Here is a 16,444-nt window from a genome sequence, read left to right as displayed (position 1 = left end):
CCTCCGGTCCGTGCCAGTCAGGGCAGGTGGACGGGAACGGGCTGGCTCCACGTGGCGGTCAGCCGGCGAGCTGGTCGCGGCGGCGGGTGAGGTAGGCCCGCTCGGCGGGGTTGCCGGCGAGACCGATGGCCCGGTCGTACGCCGTGCGCGACTCGCCGCCGCGCCCGAGTCGCCGTAGCAGGTCGGCGCGCGCGGCGTGGAAGGCGTGGTAGCCGTCGAGGACGGCGGTGAGCCGGTCGATCTCGGCGAGCCCGACCCCGGGGCCGTCGACCTCGGCGACCGCGACCGCCCGGTTGAGCCGCACGATCGGTGAGGGGTCGAGCAGCGACATGCGGCCGTAGAGGGCGACGATGGTGGACCAGTCGGTGTCCCGGGCGGACGGGGCGTCGGTGTGGACCGCGTTGATCGCGGCCTGCAGTTGGTAGCGCCCGGGTGGGTCGCCGCCGGTCGCCACAGCCTCGACCCGCTCGCGGAGAAGGGCGTTGCCCTCGGCGATGAGGGTGCGGTCCCACGCGCCCCGGTCCTGCTCGGCGAGGATCACCAGCTCCCCGGTGCGGGACACGCGCGCCGGCCGCCGGGCGTCGGTGAGGAGCATCAGGGCGAGCAGGCCGGCCACCTCGCCGTCGTCCGGGAGGAGGGTCCGGAGCAGGCGGCCGAGGCGGATCGCCTCGTCGGTGAGGTCGACGCGCACCGGGGCGTCCCCCTCGCTGACGAGATAGCCCTCGTTGAAGATGAGGTAGACGACGGCGAGGACGCCGGCGAGGCGCTCGCGGATGTCGTCGGCCGAGGGCACCCGGTAGGGAATGTGTGCCGCCTTGATCTTCGCCTTGGCGCGGGTGATCCGTTGCGCCAGGGTGGTCTCCTGCACCAGGAAGGCGCGGGCGATCTCGGGCACGGTGAGGCCGCCGAGCAGGCGCAGGGTGAGCGCGACCCGGGCCTCCATCGCGAGCGCGGGGTGGCAGCAGGTGAAGATCAGTCTGAGCCGGTCGTCCTCGACCGGGCCGGTCGGCTCAGCAGGGGTGTCGTCGTACACCATCCGGGCCGCCTGGTGTTTGGCGTCGCGCTGTGACTCGCGACGGAGCCGGTCGATCGCCTTGCGGGTCGCGGTGGTGACGAGCCAACCACCGGGATTGGACGGTACGCCCTCGCGCGGCCACCGCTCCGCGGCCGCCACGAACGCTTCGGCCGCCGCCTCCTCGGCGACGTCGAGATCGCCGAAACGGCGCGTGAGGCCGGCGACCACCCGCGCCCACTCCTCGTGGTGGGCACGGGTGATCGCCTGCTCGACGGTGAGAACGGTCATGGCTCCGGCAGCGCTCGGACGGATTCCCCGGATCGGAAGGGACGCACCTCGACCGTACCGCGGCACGCTCTCGACCCCTCGGCGGCGAGGGCCAGGGCCACGTCGAGGTCGGCCGCCTCGATGACCCAGAAGCCGTCGAGGTGCTCCCTCGTCTCCAGGTAGGGCCCGTCGGTGAGGGCCAGCTTCTCGCCCTGCCCGTCAACGGTGGTGGCGGTCGTCGCGGGCGCCAGGCCGTCGGTGAAGACGAGGTGACCGTCCCGCCGGAGCCGCTCGTCGAAGGCGCCGGTGTCGACGAACGCCTGCGGCACGGCCTCCTGGGAGGGGTGGGTGCCGAACTCGGTGCGCTCGGCCGGTCCGTAGACGGACAGCAGGTATCTGGGCACCACGCTCACTTCTCCCCGGAGCCGTTACGCCGGGCGCGCCCCGGGGCCTCGGAACCGGTGCACCTCCTGTGGCCAGTCGAGCGCGGTCGCGAGCCTGCCGGCCCAGTATCGCGCCGCCTCGTCGTCGGGCACGTCCACGACGGCGAAGCCGCCGAGGTGCTCCTTGGTCTCGACGTACGGGCCGTCGGTGAAGACGGGCTTGCCGTCGACCGATTCGACGCTGCACACGGCGGTGGACCGGTCGAGCCCCCCGTTGCTGAAGAGCAGGACGCCCTCGGCCTGCATCTCCCCCATCACGGCCCAGCTGGCCTTGCTCTTCTCGCGAATCTCCTCCGCCGTGTGTTCGGGCACCCACTCGTCGTTGAAGGTGATCAGGTACTCCGTCATGGTCGTCTCCTCTCGGTCCCGGACGAGGGCCTTGCCCGGCTCCTCGTGTCCGGCGGTCCAGCCGGCCGCCGCACACTGGTTCCACGAACGGCCACGCCCCGATACGACACCATCTTCGGAGAAATCGAGGTCCAGGAGGCGGCACGAGGGGTGGAACGAGGTCACGGTCGTTTCGAAGCCGTTCGCGTTACCCGACGGTTCTGGTGGCGCGAACGGGCACGGTCCGGGATAGCCTTGTCGCATATGGCTACCTATCGCAGCGCCTCAGTGCTCCTCTCCTCCGACGGCACCCGGACTCCCGGCACCGCCGCACTCTTCGCCGAGCCTGCCCGCAGAGGCGGGACCCCGCCGTGGGCAGGCGACTTCCGACCCGCCAACAGCGCCGGCAACGGACCCAAGAACGCGGTCGGGAAGACCTTCACGTTGGAACTGCCCAGCGGCAGCACCGGCAAGGTCGTGGTCCAGGGCCTCAAGAGTGGTAAGGGAGGCGTCGTGCTGGCGTTGATGGGCGAGGACGCACCCCCATTCTGACCGGAGACTGACCGCCGCCGACGCCACCGGCTGGAGACGGCCGGCACGCGCGGTGCGCAGCAGCGCTGGTGCCGGCTCGGGCCCCGGGCCGCTGCCGACACCTACGGATGGCCCCTGGCCGGCGACGCCCCGCCGACCAGGGGCACCGGTCAGCGGCGGCCGGCGGCCAGGGCGACGAGGTACTGTCCGCCGCCCGCGTCGACGCTCGCGGTCACCGGCAGGCCGGGCACCAGCCGGGAGAACCGGTCGACCAGCCAGTCCGCCGCCTCCTGGGCGTCCTTCCTGCTCGGGCAGCGGGCGACCAGTTCGCGGCCGCCCTTGCGTTCGAGCCGCTCGGCGACGGTGATCAGTGGCGCGGGCTCCACCACGTGCAGATGGTCCGGCCAGGCGATGACCACCTTGACAGCGCCCTTGCGGGTGTTGCAGGCCCGGTGCGCGAGTCGCTCGGCGACCTTGGCCTTCTTGTCGGCGGTACGGCTGTCGACGCTGGGACCACGCGGGTCGTTCACCGACATGTCGGGGTCGACCGGCTCGTCGCACACCCAGCATCGCCAACCGTCACGGCTCGCGACGTCATCGAGGAGACTCATTCAGGCAAACTAGCCTGTCCGCCGCCGGCCGACGACAGCCCCGGCGGCGAGCCCCGCCGGTCCGGCAGCGGGTGCGAGGGTTCACCCTCCCGCGCCGACGCCTCGAGCCATCGAGCGGGCGGATGTCGTCGCCGGCTGCGAATTGTGAGGCCTTCCCGATCTCGGCGCAGTCGCCACCATCGGTCAACCTTTCCCGCTGGCTGAGGGTCTTCCTCTCGTTGGTGACGCCTGGCTAGGACTGGAGGGTGCAGGTGACGGATGACGGCTTCCGCGCGTTCGTCGAGATCCGGTACGCGGATCTGCTACGGACTGCGTACCTGCTGACCGGTTCGCGGCACGCGGCCGAAGATCTCGTGCAGAGCGCGCTGATGCGGGTGATGCGCCGCTGGCGGCAGGTGAATGACCCGCTGGCCTACGTCCGCCGGATCATGGCCAACGAGCGGGTCAGCCTGTGGCACCGGTTCGGTTCCCGGGAGTTCCTGGCTGGGGTGACCGGTGCCTGGCGGCTGCACGCCGAGCGGGGCCGGAGCCCAGACGTGGCGGACGACGTCGTGGTACGCGACGAGGTACTCACCGCGTTGCGCGGCCTGCCGCCCCGTATGCGGGCGGTGCTGGTGCTGCGTTACTGGGAGGACCTTCCCGAGGCGCAGATCGCCCAGACGCTTGGTTGCTCGGTAGGCACGGTGAAGAGCCAGGCGTCCCGTGGGCTCGCCCGGCTACGCGCGGTGCTGCCGGCCTCGTCGGCCGAATCGACAGCATCGAATGAGCAGACGCGGCCGATCGACGACCAGGTGCCGTTGGACGTGGCGTCGGTCCCGACGAGACGGAGAGGTGTGAACGATGGCCGATGAGATCAGACAGGCGTTGGCACGGCTTGCCGAGCCGGTGGTGCCGGCCCCCGACCCTTACCAGCGGCTGCTGGTCCGCGTCCGTCGGCGCCGACAGCGACGGGTGGCGGTGGCGTGCGTGGCCGGTCTGGCGGCGGTGGCGATGGCGCTGCCGGTGTTCGGTGCGGTCGGCCGGTCGACGGTCACCGGCGTGGCATCGTCGCCACCGCCGGCGGTTGGGACGTTTCAGCCGGCAAGCCGGGTCGACAAGCCGATGGTGAGGCAGTTACTCAACTCGCCTACCCGGGGCAACCTAGCCGGCGACAAGGCGCTGATCGCCAACATCGAGCGACAGTACCGGACGGCCCGCACCGAACTGCTGGTCGACCCGGCGCTCGACGAGGTGAAGGTGCTGCTCGCACACGACGCGCCGGGCGCCCGGACCGTGGTGGTGGCCTTCCTGGACGAATCACACGCGCTGCTCCGCCATGGCAGCGGGCAGGCCGAGGCGTCCGTGCCGGAACTGCTGAGCAAGACCGGCACCCCGGTCGAGCCGCTACCGCTGGAACCGTACGTCTTTTTCGGTCGGCACTCGCCGGTGAACGGCCGCCACGGCGCCGATCTCACGGTCGGGCTCGCCCCGGCCGGGTGTCTCGTCGAGACCTCCGCTGACGGACGGATCCAGCCGGACGGATCGGTTACCCGGAGCTGGCAGGTGGTGAGCACCGATGGTTTCGTGGTCCTGGGGGCGGGCCGAGCGACCGAACGGTGGCGGTTCACCTGCGACGGCGTGGTTCGGTACGCCGGACCGGCAGCTGGTGGGGCGAGTGTGGTCGGCCCGACGGAGGCGGCAGCGCCGGTCCCCACCGCCGGTGCGCGCGGCTCGGTGGACGCCACGCTTGCCGCTGCCGCAGTGCGCGACCTGCACTGGGAGCTCAAGGGCCACGGACTCACCGGACCGGCACCACAGGTGGTCTGGGGCGGACGGTTACCCGACTGGGTTCCCGGCGCGCCAGCGGCCGTGCTGGTGAGTTCCTGCTCGGCCGACGCTGGCTGCGCAGCGTTGCTCAAGACCGAGGCGGGGCCGCCGCCAGAGCCGGAGTCGGGATCACCGGGCGACTACCGGATCGCTACCGGGAGTCCTGATCTGGCCGTCGTCCAGGTTCCAGGAGAGACAGTCGGTGTGCTGGTCGTCGGGCCGGAGTCGGCGGTCCAGGTCGAACTGGTCGACCGGAAGAACCGAACGATAGCCAGCGGCCGTCTCGACGCCGGGGCGGGCGCGGTGCGCATCGATCCTCGCCAGGTAGTCACGGTGCGGGTCTTCGACAAGGACGGCCGGCTTCTGCGAACCGAGGCCACACCGAACCTCGGCGCGAACTTCAGCCAACGACTTGGCGAACCGACCGTATGGGCCTGGTGACGATGGCGGGTTGACCGTGTGTCCGGTCCGACCCTGTGTCGGCCGGGCATGCGGCTCCCCACGTCAGGCTGCAACGCGGACTCCGCAGCCGCGCCCTCCCCGTCGTTAACGCTTTGCCGCCGTGCCGTGATGCCCCTAGCATCCGCCGGATGCGGATCCGAGACTTCCACGAGTCCGACTGGGCACAGGTGTGGCCGATCGTCCAGGAGGTGGTCCGTGCCCGGGAGACGTTCCCCTACGACCCGGAGCTGACCGCCGAGCAGGCGTACGGCATGTGGGTGGAGGCCGCGCCCGGCCGGACGGTGGTCGCGGTCGACGGCGACGCGGTGCTGGGCACCGCGAAGATGGGCACCAACCGCCCCGGGCCAGGCTCGCACGTCGCCACCGCGAGCTTCATGGTGGCCCGCGCGGCGCGCGGGCGTGGCGTCGGCACCGCGCTGTGCCGGCACGCCGTCGGCTGGGCGCGTGAGCGGGGATACGCCGGCATGCAGTTCAACGCGGTGGTGGTGAGCAACGTCACCGCCGTGGAGCTGTACCGGCGGGAGGGGTTCGACGTGGTCGGCACGGTGCCCGGCGCGTTCCGGCATCCCACCCTCGGCCGGGTGAACCTGCACGTGATGTACCGGGAGTTCTGACCGGCACGACCGATGCCGGATCCCACCCCGGCGGGCGGGATCCGGCACGCGACGGGCGTCGGTCAGGCGGCGGCCTTGACGGCGGCCTCGGCGCGCAGGTCCTCCTCGGAGGCGCCCCGGCGCCAGTAGCCGGAGAAGGTGACGTGCCGGCGGTCCAGGCCGCGCTCGCCCACGAGGTGCCGGCGCACCGAGCGCACCATCGAGGACTCGCCGGCGATCCAGGCGTACGGGGTGCCGGCCGGCAGCCGGGCGGCGCGCACCGCGTCGGCCAGCAGACTGCTGCCCGGGGCGGTGCCGCCCCGCACGATCCAGCGCACCTCGGCCCGCGCCTCGGTGGGCAACTCCTGGATGTCTCCCGCGTCGGGGACCTCGATCCAGGCGCGCACCGGGGTGCCGGGCGGCAGCCAGGCCAGGATCCCGGCGGCGGCCGGCAGCCCCGTCTCGTCGGCCACCAGCAGGACCGAGTCCGTGCCGACCGGGGGCCGGAAGCAGACACTGCGGTTGTCGTGCACGGCCGGGCCGAGCAGCACCACCCGGTCGCCCGGCAGGGCGTGCCGGGCCCAGCGGGAGGCGGGGCCGGTGTCGCCGTGGCTGACGAAGTCGATGTCCACCTCGGCCACCTCGGGGCGCTGCTCCCGGATGGTGTACGAGCGCATCACCGCGCGCACGTCGGGGTCCATGGCCCGGTAGGCGCCGAACCAGTCCTCCCCCGCCTCGACGGGGAGCACCGGCTCGGGCTGACCGGGGTGCGGCAGGAACAGCGAGACGCTCTGGTCCCGGCCGCCGCCGGCGAAGTCGGCCAGCTCCGGCCCGCCGAAGGTGACCCGGACCAGGGAGGCGCCGACGCGGCGGGCGCCGACGACCTGCGCGGCGAAGAGACGGTACTGCACGGCGACGGCGGTGCTCACGACGTGACCTTCTTCGCGCCCTTGATGGCGGTGGCCAGGTTCTCCAGCAGCGGCGCGGCGCCGGCGTACGAGAAGCGGGGCACCGCGTCCCAGGCGGCGACCTGGTTGGCCTTGACCGCCGGCAGCTGCTGCCAGGTCGGCTTGGCGGCCAGGTCCTTGGGCTGGAGGGCGGTGCTGCGGTTGTCGAGCAGGAGCAGGTCGGCCGGGAACTTGCCCGCGTTCTCCCAGCTCAGCGCCTCGAAGTAGTCGCCGGCCTCCAGCTTGGTGGGGACGACGATGTCGACGCCCAGCTCGGCGAAGTACATCAGGTCGGTGCTGACCTTGGGGTTGGAGGCGTAGAACAGGTCGGGGCTGCCGGAGCAGGCGAGCACCTTGATGCCCGGGTTGGCCTTGACCGCCTGGCGGACCGACTCGGCGGCGGCCTCGAAGCGGGCCTTGGCGTCGGTGACCTTCTTGGCGGACAGGTCGGCGCCGAGGGACTCGGCGAGCTGCGCGTACCGCTCGATCGGCTTGGTCATCGGCACCCGGGCGGTGGTGACGGTGACGGTGGGGGCGAGCGGAAGGATCTTGCCCTTGCTCTCGTCCGGCACGTACCAGAAGGCGCCCGGGTCGTACATGTGGGTGACGAGCAGTTCGGGCCGCAGGGCGGCGTACTTCTCCAGGTTGAACTCGCCCCAGACGTTGCCGAGGATCTCCACGGACTCGACGTCGAGGTCGCCCGCCTGCGGGTCCTTGCTGCCGTCGGAGCGCTTCGTCTCGCCGAACACCCCGACGATCTGCTTGTCGAGCCCGAAGTCGACCAGCGCGGCGGCGACCCCCGTGAAGGCGACCACCCGGGTCGGCCGGGCGGGGGCGCTCACCTTCTCGTTACGGTCGTCCGTGAACGACCACGGCCCTTCGGAGCCCTTGGCGGCGGGGGTGGCGGAGTCCTCGTCCCCGCCGCAGCCGGCGAGCAGGGCTGCCAGGGTGGCGGCGCCACCGGCGGCGAGCAGGCCCCGGCGGGAGAGGCGGCGGGCGGACACGGGATGCGGCATGGCGGTGTCTTTCGATCAGGGTCGGGCGAATGACCATGGACAGCGGGGTTAGGTTAACCTAACCTAAACGGCTGTCAAGTCCCGTTCGGAATTCCGCACCAATCGGAGCCCACACTGTCCGCCACCCTCTCCCCCCGCGTCGGCGCCCCGCCGGCACCGCCGGCCGTACGCCGGCCCGGCCGGGCCGCACTGCGCGCCGCCGGGCTCGCGGCGTCGGTGCTGCTGCTCGCGGCCGTCGCGGTGCTCAGCATCGCCGTGGGCGCCAAACAGCTTCCCCTCACCGACGTGTGGCAGGGCCTGCTGGACCGCGACGCCGCCGAGTACGCCGTCGTGCACCGGATGCGACTGCCACGTACGCTGCTCGGCCTGCTCGCCGGGGCGGCGCTCGGCGTCGCCGGCGCGGTCATGCAGGCGCTGACCCGCAATCCCCTCGCCGACCCCGGCCTGCTCGGCATCAACGCCGGCGCCGCGGCGGCGGTGGCCACCGGGGCGCTGCTGTTCGGCATCGGCGGCGTCGGCGGGCAGGTGTGGTTCGCGCTGCTCGGCGCGGCTGCCGTCACCGCCGCCGTGTACGCCGTCGGCGGCGGGCGCGGGGCCACCCCCGCCCGGCTGGCCCTGGCCGGCGCGGCGCTCAACGCCACCCTCTACTCGTACGTCAGCGCGGTGATGCTGATGGACACGGCGTCGCTGGAGCGGCTGCGGTTCTGGACGGTCGGCTCGCTGGCCAGCGCCGAACCGTCGACCGTCGGCACGGTCGCGCCGTTCATGGCGGCGGGCCTGCTGGTCGCCCTGGCCGTCGCCCGACCGCTCAACGCCCTCGCCCTCGGCGACGACGCGGCGCGCGCCCTCGGCGCCCGGCCCGCCCTCATCCGGGGCGCGGTCATCGCGGCGATCACGCTGCTCTGCGGCGCCGCCACCGCCGCCTGCGGGCCCATCGTCTTCGTCGGGCTGCTGGTGCCGCACCTGGTACGCGCGCTCACCGGCCCGGACCTGCGCTGGCTGCTGCCGTACTGCGCGGTGCTGGCGCCGGTGCTGCTGCTCGGTGCCGACGTGCTGGGCCGGGTGCTGAGCCGCCCCGGCGAGCTCCAGGTCGGGCTCGTGACCGCCGTGGCGGGCGGGCCGCTCTTCCTCTGGCTGGTGCTGCGCGGACGGGTGGCCCACCCGTGATCACACTCCGTGTCCGCGACGGACTGTCGCTGCGGCTGCGCCCCCGCGCCATCGCCGTCGGCGTCACCTGCGTGCTGCTGGCCCTGGGGCTGAGCGTGCTCGCCATCGGCAGCGGCGACTACCCGATGAGCCCCGCCGCCGTGCTGCGCGCCCTCACCGGTCAGGGCACCCCGGCCGAGGAGTTCATCGTCACCGAGCTGCGGCTGCCCCGGGTGGTGACCGCGCTCTGCGTCGGCGCCGCGCTGGCGTTGGCCGGCGCCGTCTTCCAGTCGCTGGTGCGCAACCCGCTGGGCAGCCCCGACATGCTCGGCTTCACCCAGGGCGCGGCCACCGGGGCGCTCGTCGTGGTGGTGCTCGGCGGCAGCAGCCTGGCGCTGGCCTCCTCGGCGGTGGTCGGCGGGCTGGTCACAGGCGCGCTGGTCTACGGGCTGTCCTGGCGGCGCGGCGTGCACGGCTACCGGCTGATCCTGGTCGGCATCGGCACCATGGCGATCCTCACCGGCGTCAACGGCTGGCTGCTCACCCGGGCCCCGCTGATGGACGCCGCCCGCGCCGTGCTCTGGCTCACCGGCAGCCTCGACGGGCGCGGCTGGTCGAACGCGCTGCCGCTGCTGATCGCGCTCGGGGTGCTGGTGCCGCTCATGCTGGCCGGCTACGGGCCGGCGATGCGGCTGGTCGAGATGGGCGACGACACCGCCGCCGCCCTCGGCGTACGCGTGGAGCGGCTGCGCCTGGTCGTGCTGGCGGCGGCGGTGCTGCTGGTCTCCCTCGCGGCGGCCGCCGCGGGGCCGGTGAACTTCGTGGCCCTCACCGCGCCGCACCTCGCGCGGCGGCTGACCCGGGCCCCGGGGCCGAACCTGCTGCCCTCGGCGGCCGTCGGGGCGGTCCTCCTGGTCGGCGCCGACCAGCTCGCCCTGCGGGCCTTCCCCGGGCACCAGCTGCCGGTCGGCGTGGTGACCGGCGTGCTCGGCGGCGCCTACCTGGTCTGGCTGCTGGCCACCGAGCGCCGGGCCGGCCGGCTGTGACCGGGCCCGGCCGACGGCCCACCCATGACGAGAACGGAGCACCGAGCATGCAGTCCCGGCTGAGCGGCACCGCGATGACCCTCGCCTACGAGCGGCGGACCATCGCGCAGGACCTGAGCGTCGCCGTGCCCGACCGCTCCTTCACGGTCATCATCGGCCCCAACGCCTGCGGCAAGTCGACCCTGCTGCGGGCCCTGTCCCGGCTGCTGAAGCCGACCGCCGGGGCGGTGCTGCTCGACGGCGAGGACATCCACCGGCAGCCGGCCCGCGCCGTGGCGCGCACCCTCGGCCTGCTGCCGCAGACGTCCGTCGCGCCGGACGGCATCGGCGTCGCCGAACTCGTCGCCCGCGGCCGGTACCCGCACCAGGGGCTGCTGCGGCAGTGGTCGCGCGAGGACGAGCGGGTGGTCACCGAGTCGATGGCCGCCACGGGCGTCGCCGACCTGGCCGACCGACCGGTCGACGAGCTCTCCGGCGGGCAGCGGCAGCGGGTGTGGATCGCGATGGCGCTGGCCCAGCAGACCCCCCTGCTGCTGCTCGACGAGCCGACCACCTACCTGGACATCGCCCACCAGATCGAGGTCCTCGACCTCTGCGCCCGGCTGCACGAGGAGCAGGGCCGCACGCTGGTCGCCGTGCTGCACGACCTCAACCACGCCGCCCGCTACGCGACGCACCTCATCGCGATGCGCGAGGGGCGGGTGGTGGCCGCCGGCGCGCCCCGGGAGGTGGTCACCGCCGAGCTGGTCGGGGAGGTCTTCGGGCTGCCCTGCCGCGTGATCGACGACCCGGAGTCCGGCACCCCCCTGGTGGTTCCGGCCGCCCGCCGCCGGGCCGGCGCGAGCGCTCCGCCGGTCGCCGTCGCCAGCGGCTGACGGGCGTACGCGGCGTCGGCGCGGCCGGCGCCGCGCCGGGGGTCGACCTACTCGCGCATCGACCGGAATCACCGTACGGTGGCACACGATGCGTGATCTCGCCAGCACCTACCGCCAGGACGTCGACGGCTTCGGCCGGGTGACGATCCGCCCCCTCGACCCCGACACCGACATCGACCTCGTCCACTCCTGGGTCAGCCAGGAACGCGCCCGGTTCTGGGGCATGCGCGACGCCGGTCGGGAGCGCGTCGAGGAGATCTACCGCTACCTCGACTCGCTGCCCACCCACCACGCCTGGCTGACGCACCGCGACGGGACGCCCGTCGCGCTGTTCCAGACCTACGAGCCGGCCGCCGACCCGGTCGGCGAGTGCTATCCGGTCCAGCCCGGCGACCACGGGGCCCACCTGCTGATCGGTCCGCCCGACGCGGTCGAGCGGGGCTTCACGGGCACCCTGCTGCGCGTGTTCCTCGACTTCGTCTTCGCCGACCCGCGACACCGGCGCGTCGTGATGGAGCCGGACGCGCGCAACGAGAAGGCGGTCGACCGGCTCCTGCGCACCGGCTTCGTCGCCGGGCCGCTGATCGACCTGAACGGCAAGCGGGCCCGGCTGCTCTTCCTCGACCGGGAGACCTTCGAGGCCGGCCGGTCCTGAACGTGCGCCGACCGGTGCTCCCCCGGCGGTCGCCCGCCCGGGGAGCACCGCGAAGCGTCCGCCCGGGCAGGCCTCAGCCGTGCAGCCAGCGGTGGATGCACTGCAACAGGTCGGCGGCGTCGACCGGCTTCGTGACGTAGTCGCTGGCGCCGGAGGAGATGCTCTTCTCCCGGTCGCCGTGCATCGCCTTCGCGGTCACCGCGATGATCGGCAGGTCGGCGTAGCGGGGCATGGCGCGGATCGCCGCCGTCGCGGCGTAGCCGTCCATCTCCGGCATCATGACGTCCATCAGCACGAGGTCGATGTCGTCGTGGCGCATCAGCGTCTCGATGCCCTGCCGGCCGTTCTCCGCGTAGACCACGTCGAGCCCGTGCAGCTCCAGGATGTTGGTCAGCGCGAAGACGTTGCGCGCGTCGTCGTCCACCACCAGCACCTTGCGGCCGGCCAGCTCGCCGGGCAGGGCGTCGACGGCGGGCCGGACGTCGGGCAGCACCGGGGCGAACGGCAGCACCCGCTCCGGGGTCACCGCCGTCAGGTGCAAAGCGATCCGCTCGCGCAGGTCGTCCAGGCTGCGCAGGATCTCCAGCGGCCGCTCGTGGGCCAGCGCCTGCAACAGGGCCTGCGAGCCGGACGGCAACGGGTGCCCGTGGTACGCCAGCACGGGCACCCCGCGCAGCGCCGGATCGTCGTGCAGCGCCTTGATCAGGGTCGTACCGCCGTCGTCGGGCAGGTCGAGCTGGAGCACCAGGACGTGGTGCCGCCCGCCGGCGAGCGCCTCGACGGCCGAGGGAACGTCCACGGCGGTGCAGACCTCCACCGGCGGATGCGCGTCACCGAGGTCCGCCGCGACACCCTGCGCGAGCAGCGTCAGCAGCCCCTTGTCGTGGCGTTCCAGCACCAGCATCCGACGCGCCTCGCCCGGCTGGAGCGTCACGGCCGGCGGTAGCGTGGCCGGCGGCGCCCAGGGCAGCGCGCCGGCCCGGCCGGGTGCCGCGAACGGGCCGGCCGGGCGGTCCGCGGCCGTCGCGTCGCCGGTCGCGGCGGGCACCGGCCCGACGGGCAGGTAGAGGGTGAACGTGCTGCCCCGCCCGAGCACGCTGCGCGCCTGGATCCGGCCGCCGAGCAGGTGGGCGATCTCCCGGCTGATGGACAGCCCGAGGCCCGTGCCCCCGTAGCGCCGGCTGGTCGTGCCGTCGGCCTGCTGGAAGGCGTCGAAGATGGCGGTCAGGTGCTGCTCGGCGATGCCGATGCCGGTGTCGATCACCCGGAACGCGATGACGGTGTCGGTCTCGGCGAGGCCCTCGGGCAGCTCCCCCGGCGCGGCCCGCTCGATGCGCAGCCGCACCCGCCCCTTCTCGGTGAACTTCACCGCGTTGGAGACCAGGTTGCGCAGCACCTGCCGCAGCCGCTGCTCGTCGGTGTGCAGCTCCGTCGGCACGCCCGGCCCCGTGCTGATCTCCAGCTCCAGGCCCCGGGGCGTGGTCAGCGGCCGGAACGTCGCGTCGACGTAGTCGCGCAGCGCGGCCAGCTCGAAGGTCTCCGGGTTGATGTCCATCTTCCCGGCCTCCACCTTGGACAGGTCGAGGATGTCGTTGATGAGCTGGAGCAGGTCGGTGCCGGCCGAGTGGATGACCGTGGCGTACTCGACCTGCTTAGGGGTCAGGTTGCGGTTCGGGTTCTGCGCGAGCAGCTGGGCGAGGATGAGCAGCGAGTTCAGCGGCGTACGCAGCTCGTGGCTCATGTTGGCGAGGAACTCCGACTTGTACTTGGAGGCGAGCGCGAGCTGCTGGGCGCGGGTCTCCAGCTCCTGGCGGGCCTGCTCGATCTCGGAGTTCTTCGTCTCGATGTCGTGGTTCTGCCGGGCCAGCAGGGCCGCCTTGTCCTCCAGTTCGGCGTTGGAGCGCTGGAGTTCCTCCGAGCGGGCCTGCAACTCCTCCGAGCGGGCCTGCAACTCCGCGGCGAGGCGCTGCGACTCGGTGAGCAGCACGTCGGTACGGGCGTTGGCGACGATGGTGTTGACGTTGACGCCGATGGTCTCGGTCAGCTGGTCGAGGAAGTCGCGCTGCACCTCGGTGAAGCGGCTCATGCTGGCCAGCTCGATGACCCCGAGCACCTGGTCCTCGAAGAGGATCGGCAGCACCACCAGGTGCAGCGGGGCGGCGGCGCCGAGGCTGGAGGAGACCGTGACGTAGTCGGCCGGTACGGCGTCCACCACGATGGCCCGCTTGCTCACCGCGGCCTGCCCGACGAGGGAGTCGCCGAGGGCGTACCGGCGGCCGGAGGTGTCGTGCCCGTACCCGCCCACCACCCGCAGGTCGGCCCGGTCCGGGCCGTCGTCGACCAGCAGGAAGGTGCCGAGCTGCGCGGAGACCAGCGGGGCCAGCTCGTTCATCACCAGGCCGGCGACCACGTCCAGGTCGCGGTGGCCCTGCATGAGGCCCGAGATGCGGGCCAGGTTCGTCTTGAGCCAGTCCTGTTCCTGGTTGGTCCGGGTGGTCTCGCGCAGCGACTCCACCATCGAGTTGATGTTGTCCTTCAGCTCGCCGACCTCGCCGGGGGCGTCCACGGTGATGGAGCGGGTCAGGTCGCCGGTGGCCACGGCGCTGGTCACCTCGGCGATGGCGCGCACCTGGCGGGTGAGGTTCCCGGCCAGCTCGTTGACGTTCTCGGTGAGCCGCTTCCAGGTGCCGGAGACGCCCTCCACCTCGGCCTGCCCGCCGAGGCGGCCCTCGCTGCCGACCTCCCGGGCCACCCGGGTCACCTCGGCCGCGAACGACGAGAGCTGGTCCACCATCGTGTTGATGGTGGTCTTGAGTTCCAGGATCTCGCCGCGCGCGTCGACGTCGATCTTCCTGGTCAGGTCGCCCTGGGCCACCGCGGTGGTCACCTGGGCGATGTTGCGTACCTGGCCGGTGAGGTTGTTCGCCATCGAGTTGACGTTGTCGGTGAGGTCCTTCCAGGTGCCGGCCACGTTCGGCACCCGGGCCTGGCCGCCGAGGCGGCCCTCGGTGCCGACCTCGCGGGCCACCCGCGTCACCTCGTCGGCGAAGGCGCCGAGCGTGCCGACCATCGTGTTGATCGTCTGGGCGAGCACGGCCACCTCGCCCTTGGCCTCCACGGTGATCTGCCGGCTCAGGTCGCCCTGCGCGACGGCGGTGGCGACCAGCGCGATCGAGCGCACCTGGTTGGTGAGGTTGTTGGCCATCTCGTTGACGTTGTCGGTGAGGTCCTTCCAGGTGCCGGCCACGTTGGACACCCGGGCCTGACCGCCGAGGCGGCCCTCGGTGCCGACCTCCCGGGCCACCCGCGTCACCTCGTCGGCGAACGCCGAGAGCTGGTCGACCATCGTGTTGATGGTCTCCTTCAACGCCAGGATCTCGCCGCGCGCGTCGACGCGGATCTTCTGGGTCAGGTCGCCCTTCGCCACGGCGGTGGTCACCTCGGCGATGCTGCGTACCTGGGCGGTGAGGTTGTCCGCCATGACGTTGACCGACTCGGTCAGGTCCTTCCAGGTGCCGGAGACGCCCTTGACGTCGGCCTGGCCGCCGAGGCGACCCTCGGTGCCGACCTCCCGGGCCACCCGCGTCACCTCGTCGGCGAACGACGACAACTGGTCCACCATCGTGTTGATGGTGTTCTTCAGCTCCAGGATCTCGCCGTGGGCGGTGACGGTGATCTTCTGCGACAGGTCCCCCCGGGCCACCGCCGTGGCCACCTGGGCGATGCTGCGCACCTGGTCGGTGAGGTTGACCGCCATCGAGTTCACCGAGTCGGTGAGGTCGCGCCAGGTGCCGGCGACGCCGCTGACCTGCGCCTGACCGCCGAGCCGCCCGTCGGTGCCGACCTCCCGGGCCACCCGCGTCACCTCGTCGGCGAACGACGACAACTGGTCCACCATCGTGTTGATCGTGCTCTTGAGCTCCAGGATCTCGCCCCGGGCGTCGACGGTGATCTTCTGCGACAGGTCGCCCCGGGCCACGGCGGTCGTGACCTGGGCGATGTTGCGTACCTGGCTGGTCAGGTTGCCGGCCATGAAGTTCACCGAGTCGGTGAGGTCGCGCCAGGTGCCGGCCACCCCGGGCACCTCGGCCTGGCCGCCGAGGCGGCCCTCGCTGCCGACCTCCCGGGCCACCCGCGTCACCTCGTCGGCGAACGACGACAACTGGTCCACCATCGTGTTGATGGTGATCTTCAACTCCAGGATCTCGCCGCGCACGTCCACGGTGATCTTCTGCGACAGGTCGCCCCGGGCCACCGCCGTGGCCACCTCGGCGATGTCGCGCACCTGATCGGTCAGGTTGCCCGCCATGGCGTTGACGGAGTCGGTGAGGTCCTTCCAGGTGCCCGACACCCCGGGCACCTCGGCCTGGCCGCCGAGCTGGCCCTCGGTGCCCACCTCCCGGGCCACCCGCGTCACCTCGGAGGTGAACAGCGACAGCTGGTCCACCATGCCGTTGAAGACGGTGGCGATCTCCCCGAGCAGGCCGTCGGCGTCCTCCGGCAGGCGGGTGCCGAAGTCACCGTCGCGCACCGCCGTCAGGCCGGCCAGCAGTTGCCGCAGCCCCGGGTCGGCCATCGCCGCGGCGCCACCGGCCGTCGGGTTGCGCCGCGACGCCGTCTTCTCGACCACCACAACCACCTCGCGCAGCAGCCGGGGGCCCGCCCGCCGGCACAACATCGACCGCGCAAGTATGCACAGCCCGC

The 16,444-nt window shown here is 72.8% G+C and carries 15 protein-coding genes; 8 read left to right on the top strand and 7 right to left on the bottom strand.

The genetic code is table 11. The features are described from left to right. Nucleotides 1-58 precede the first annotated feature (58 nt). From ACTMS2_RS26815 to ACTMS2_RS26805, 3 genes are read right to left on the bottom strand one after another with little or no spacing between them, the layout of a single operon-like run. Complete coding sequence (locus tag ACTMS2_RS26815; protein ID WP_441177880.1) at nt 59-1,303, bottom strand: RNA polymerase sigma factor; 1,245 nt, start codon at nt 1,301-1,303, stop codon at nt 59-61. Next, entirely contained in the window at nt 1,300-1,689 is a 390-nt protein-coding gene (locus ACTMS2_RS26810; protein WP_441177879.1) for a YciI family protein, read from the bottom strand. Before ACTMS2_RS26810 ends, ACTMS2_RS26815 begins: the two co-directional genes overlap by 4 nt. Nucleotides 1,690-1,710: 21 nt before the next feature. Continuing rightward, on the bottom strand, nt 1,711-2,073 hold the full coding sequence (locus ACTMS2_RS26805) for a YciI family protein (protein WP_441177878.1): 363 nt from the start codon (nt 2,071-2,073) through the stop codon (nt 1,711-1,713). Nucleotides 2,074-2,316: 243 nt separating this feature from the next. Between ACTMS2_RS26805 and ACTMS2_RS26800 the strand changes: the two genes are divergently transcribed. After that, nucleotides 2,317-2,604, top strand: a complete 288-nt coding sequence (locus ACTMS2_RS26800) for a hypothetical protein (protein ID WP_441177877.1) — start codon at nt 2,317-2,319, stop codon at nt 2,602-2,604. A gap of 149 nt (nt 2,605-2,753) precedes the next feature. Here ACTMS2_RS26800 and ACTMS2_RS26795 read toward each other — a convergent pair whose 3' ends face one another. Next, nucleotides 2,754-3,194 carry a hypothetical protein gene (locus tag ACTMS2_RS26795; protein ID WP_441177876.1) on the bottom strand — a complete coding sequence of 147 codons (441 nt, stop codon included), beginning with the start codon at nt 3,192-3,194 and terminating at the stop codon, nt 2,754-2,756. A gap of 245 nt (nt 3,195-3,439) precedes the next feature. On the opposite strand from ACTMS2_RS26795, the gene ACTMS2_RS26790 reads away from it, so the two are divergent. The 3 genes from ACTMS2_RS26790 to ACTMS2_RS26780 all read left to right on the top strand — a co-directional run bounded on the left by ACTMS2_RS26790 (nt 3,440) and on the right by ACTMS2_RS26780 (nt 6,076). Next, a complete protein-coding gene (locus ACTMS2_RS26790) occupies nt 3,440-4,045 on the top strand; it encodes a SigE family RNA polymerase sigma factor (RefSeq protein WP_441177875.1) in 606 nt (201 codons plus the stop codon). After that, entirely contained in the window at nt 4,035-5,441 is a 1,407-nt protein-coding gene (locus ACTMS2_RS26785; protein ID WP_441177874.1) for a hypothetical protein, read from the top strand. The genes ACTMS2_RS26790 and ACTMS2_RS26785 overlap by 11 nt, the downstream gene beginning before the upstream one ends. Nucleotides 5,442-5,590: 149 nt before the next feature. Then, a complete protein-coding gene (locus ACTMS2_RS26780) occupies nt 5,591-6,076 on the top strand; it encodes an N-acetyltransferase family protein (RefSeq protein WP_441177873.1) in 486 nt (161 codons plus the stop codon). Nucleotides 6,077-6,138: 62 nt separating this feature from the next. Here ACTMS2_RS26780 and ACTMS2_RS26775 read toward each other — a convergent pair whose 3' ends face one another. Together ACTMS2_RS26775 and ACTMS2_RS26770 are read right to left on the bottom strand one after the other, a co-directional pair. After that, the gene (locus ACTMS2_RS26775) at nt 6,139-6,984 is read right to left on the bottom strand and encodes a siderophore-interacting protein (protein ID WP_441177872.1); all 846 of its coding nucleotides are present in this window, start codon (nt 6,982-6,984) and stop codon (nt 6,139-6,141) included. Beyond that, a complete protein-coding gene (locus tag ACTMS2_RS26770; protein WP_088999867.1) occupies nt 6,981-8,018 on the bottom strand; it encodes an ABC transporter substrate-binding protein in 1,038 nt (345 codons plus the stop codon). The genes ACTMS2_RS26775 and ACTMS2_RS26770 overlap by 4 nt, the downstream gene beginning before the upstream one ends. Nucleotides 8,019-8,108: 90 nt before the next feature. Here ACTMS2_RS26770 and ACTMS2_RS26765 point away from each other — a divergent pair, with 90 nt between their 5' ends. From ACTMS2_RS26765 to ACTMS2_RS26750, 4 genes are all read left to right on the top strand, one after another. Then, nucleotides 8,109-9,185, top strand: a complete 1,077-nt coding sequence (locus tag ACTMS2_RS26765) for a FecCD family ABC transporter permease (protein WP_374208838.1) — start codon at nt 8,109-8,111, stop codon at nt 9,183-9,185. After that, nucleotides 9,182-10,210, top strand: coding sequence for a FecCD family ABC transporter permease (locus ACTMS2_RS26760; protein WP_441177871.1), 1,029 nt, complete (start codon nt 9,182-9,184; stop codon nt 10,208-10,210). The genes ACTMS2_RS26765 and ACTMS2_RS26760 overlap by 4 nt, the downstream gene beginning before the upstream one ends. A gap of 47 nt (nt 10,211-10,257) precedes the next feature. Beyond that, nucleotides 10,258-11,085, top strand: a complete 828-nt coding sequence (locus tag ACTMS2_RS26755; protein WP_441177870.1) for an ABC transporter ATP-binding protein — start codon at nt 10,258-10,260, stop codon at nt 11,083-11,085. Between the two features lie 88 nt (nt 11,086-11,173). Beyond that, the gene (locus tag ACTMS2_RS26750) at nt 11,174-11,740 is read left to right on the top strand and encodes a GNAT family N-acetyltransferase (RefSeq protein ID WP_441177869.1); all 567 of its coding nucleotides are present in this window, start codon (nt 11,174-11,176) and stop codon (nt 11,738-11,740) included. Between the two features lie 73 nt (nt 11,741-11,813). Here ACTMS2_RS26750 and ACTMS2_RS26745 read toward each other — a convergent pair whose 3' ends face one another. Continuing rightward, on the bottom strand, nt 11,814-16,316 hold the full coding sequence (locus ACTMS2_RS26745; protein WP_441177927.1) for a HAMP domain-containing protein: 4,503 nt from the start codon (nt 16,314-16,316) through the stop codon (nt 11,814-11,816). Nucleotides 16,317-16,444: the final 128 nt, after the last annotated feature.

This window comes from Micromonospora sp. SD12 (genome assembly GCF_052068495.1).
GTDB classification, from domain to species: Bacteria; Actinomycetota; Actinomycetes; order Mycobacteriales; family Micromonosporaceae; genus Micromonospora; species Micromonospora echinofusca.
This window is presented reverse-complemented; position numbering and strand designations above follow the sequence as displayed.

Bases quoted from the DNA above. Each gene is read 5' to 3' on its own strand.
- ACTMS2_RS26805 (WP_441177878.1), bottom strand. From the start codon at position 2,073: ATGACGGAGTACCTGATCACCTTCAACGACGAGTGGGTGCCCGAACAC.
- ACTMS2_RS26750 (WP_441177869.1), top strand. From the start codon at position 11,174: ATGCGTGATCTCGCCAGCACCTACCGCCAGGACGTCGACGGCTTCGGC.
- ACTMS2_RS26795 (WP_441177876.1), bottom strand. From the start codon at position 3,194: ATGAGTCTCCTCGATGACGTCGCGAGCCGTGACGGTTGGCGATGCTGG.
- ACTMS2_RS26780 (WP_441177873.1), top strand. From the start codon at position 5,591: ATGCGGATCCGAGACTTCCACGAGTCCGACTGGGCACAGGTGTGGCCG.
- ACTMS2_RS26755 (WP_441177870.1), top strand. From the start codon at position 10,258: ATGCAGTCCCGGCTGAGCGGCACCGCGATGACCCTCGCCTACGAGCGG.
- ACTMS2_RS26815 (WP_441177880.1), bottom strand. From the start codon at position 1,303: ATGACCGTTCTCACCGTCGAGCAGGCGATCACCCGTGCCCACCACGAG.
- ACTMS2_RS26785 (WP_441177874.1), top strand. From the start codon at position 4,035: ATGGCCGATGAGATCAGACAGGCGTTGGCACGGCTTGCCGAGCCGGTG.
- ACTMS2_RS26770 (WP_088999867.1), bottom strand. From the start codon at position 8,018: ATGCCGCATCCCGTGTCCGCCCGCCGCCTCTCCCGCCGGGGCCTGCTC.
- ACTMS2_RS26745 (WP_441177927.1), bottom strand. From the start codon at position 16,316: ATGGCCGACCCGGGGCTGCGGCAACTGCTGGCCGGCCTGACGGCGGTG.
- ACTMS2_RS26800 (WP_441177877.1), top strand. From the start codon at position 2,317: ATGGCTACCTATCGCAGCGCCTCAGTGCTCCTCTCCTCCGACGGCACC.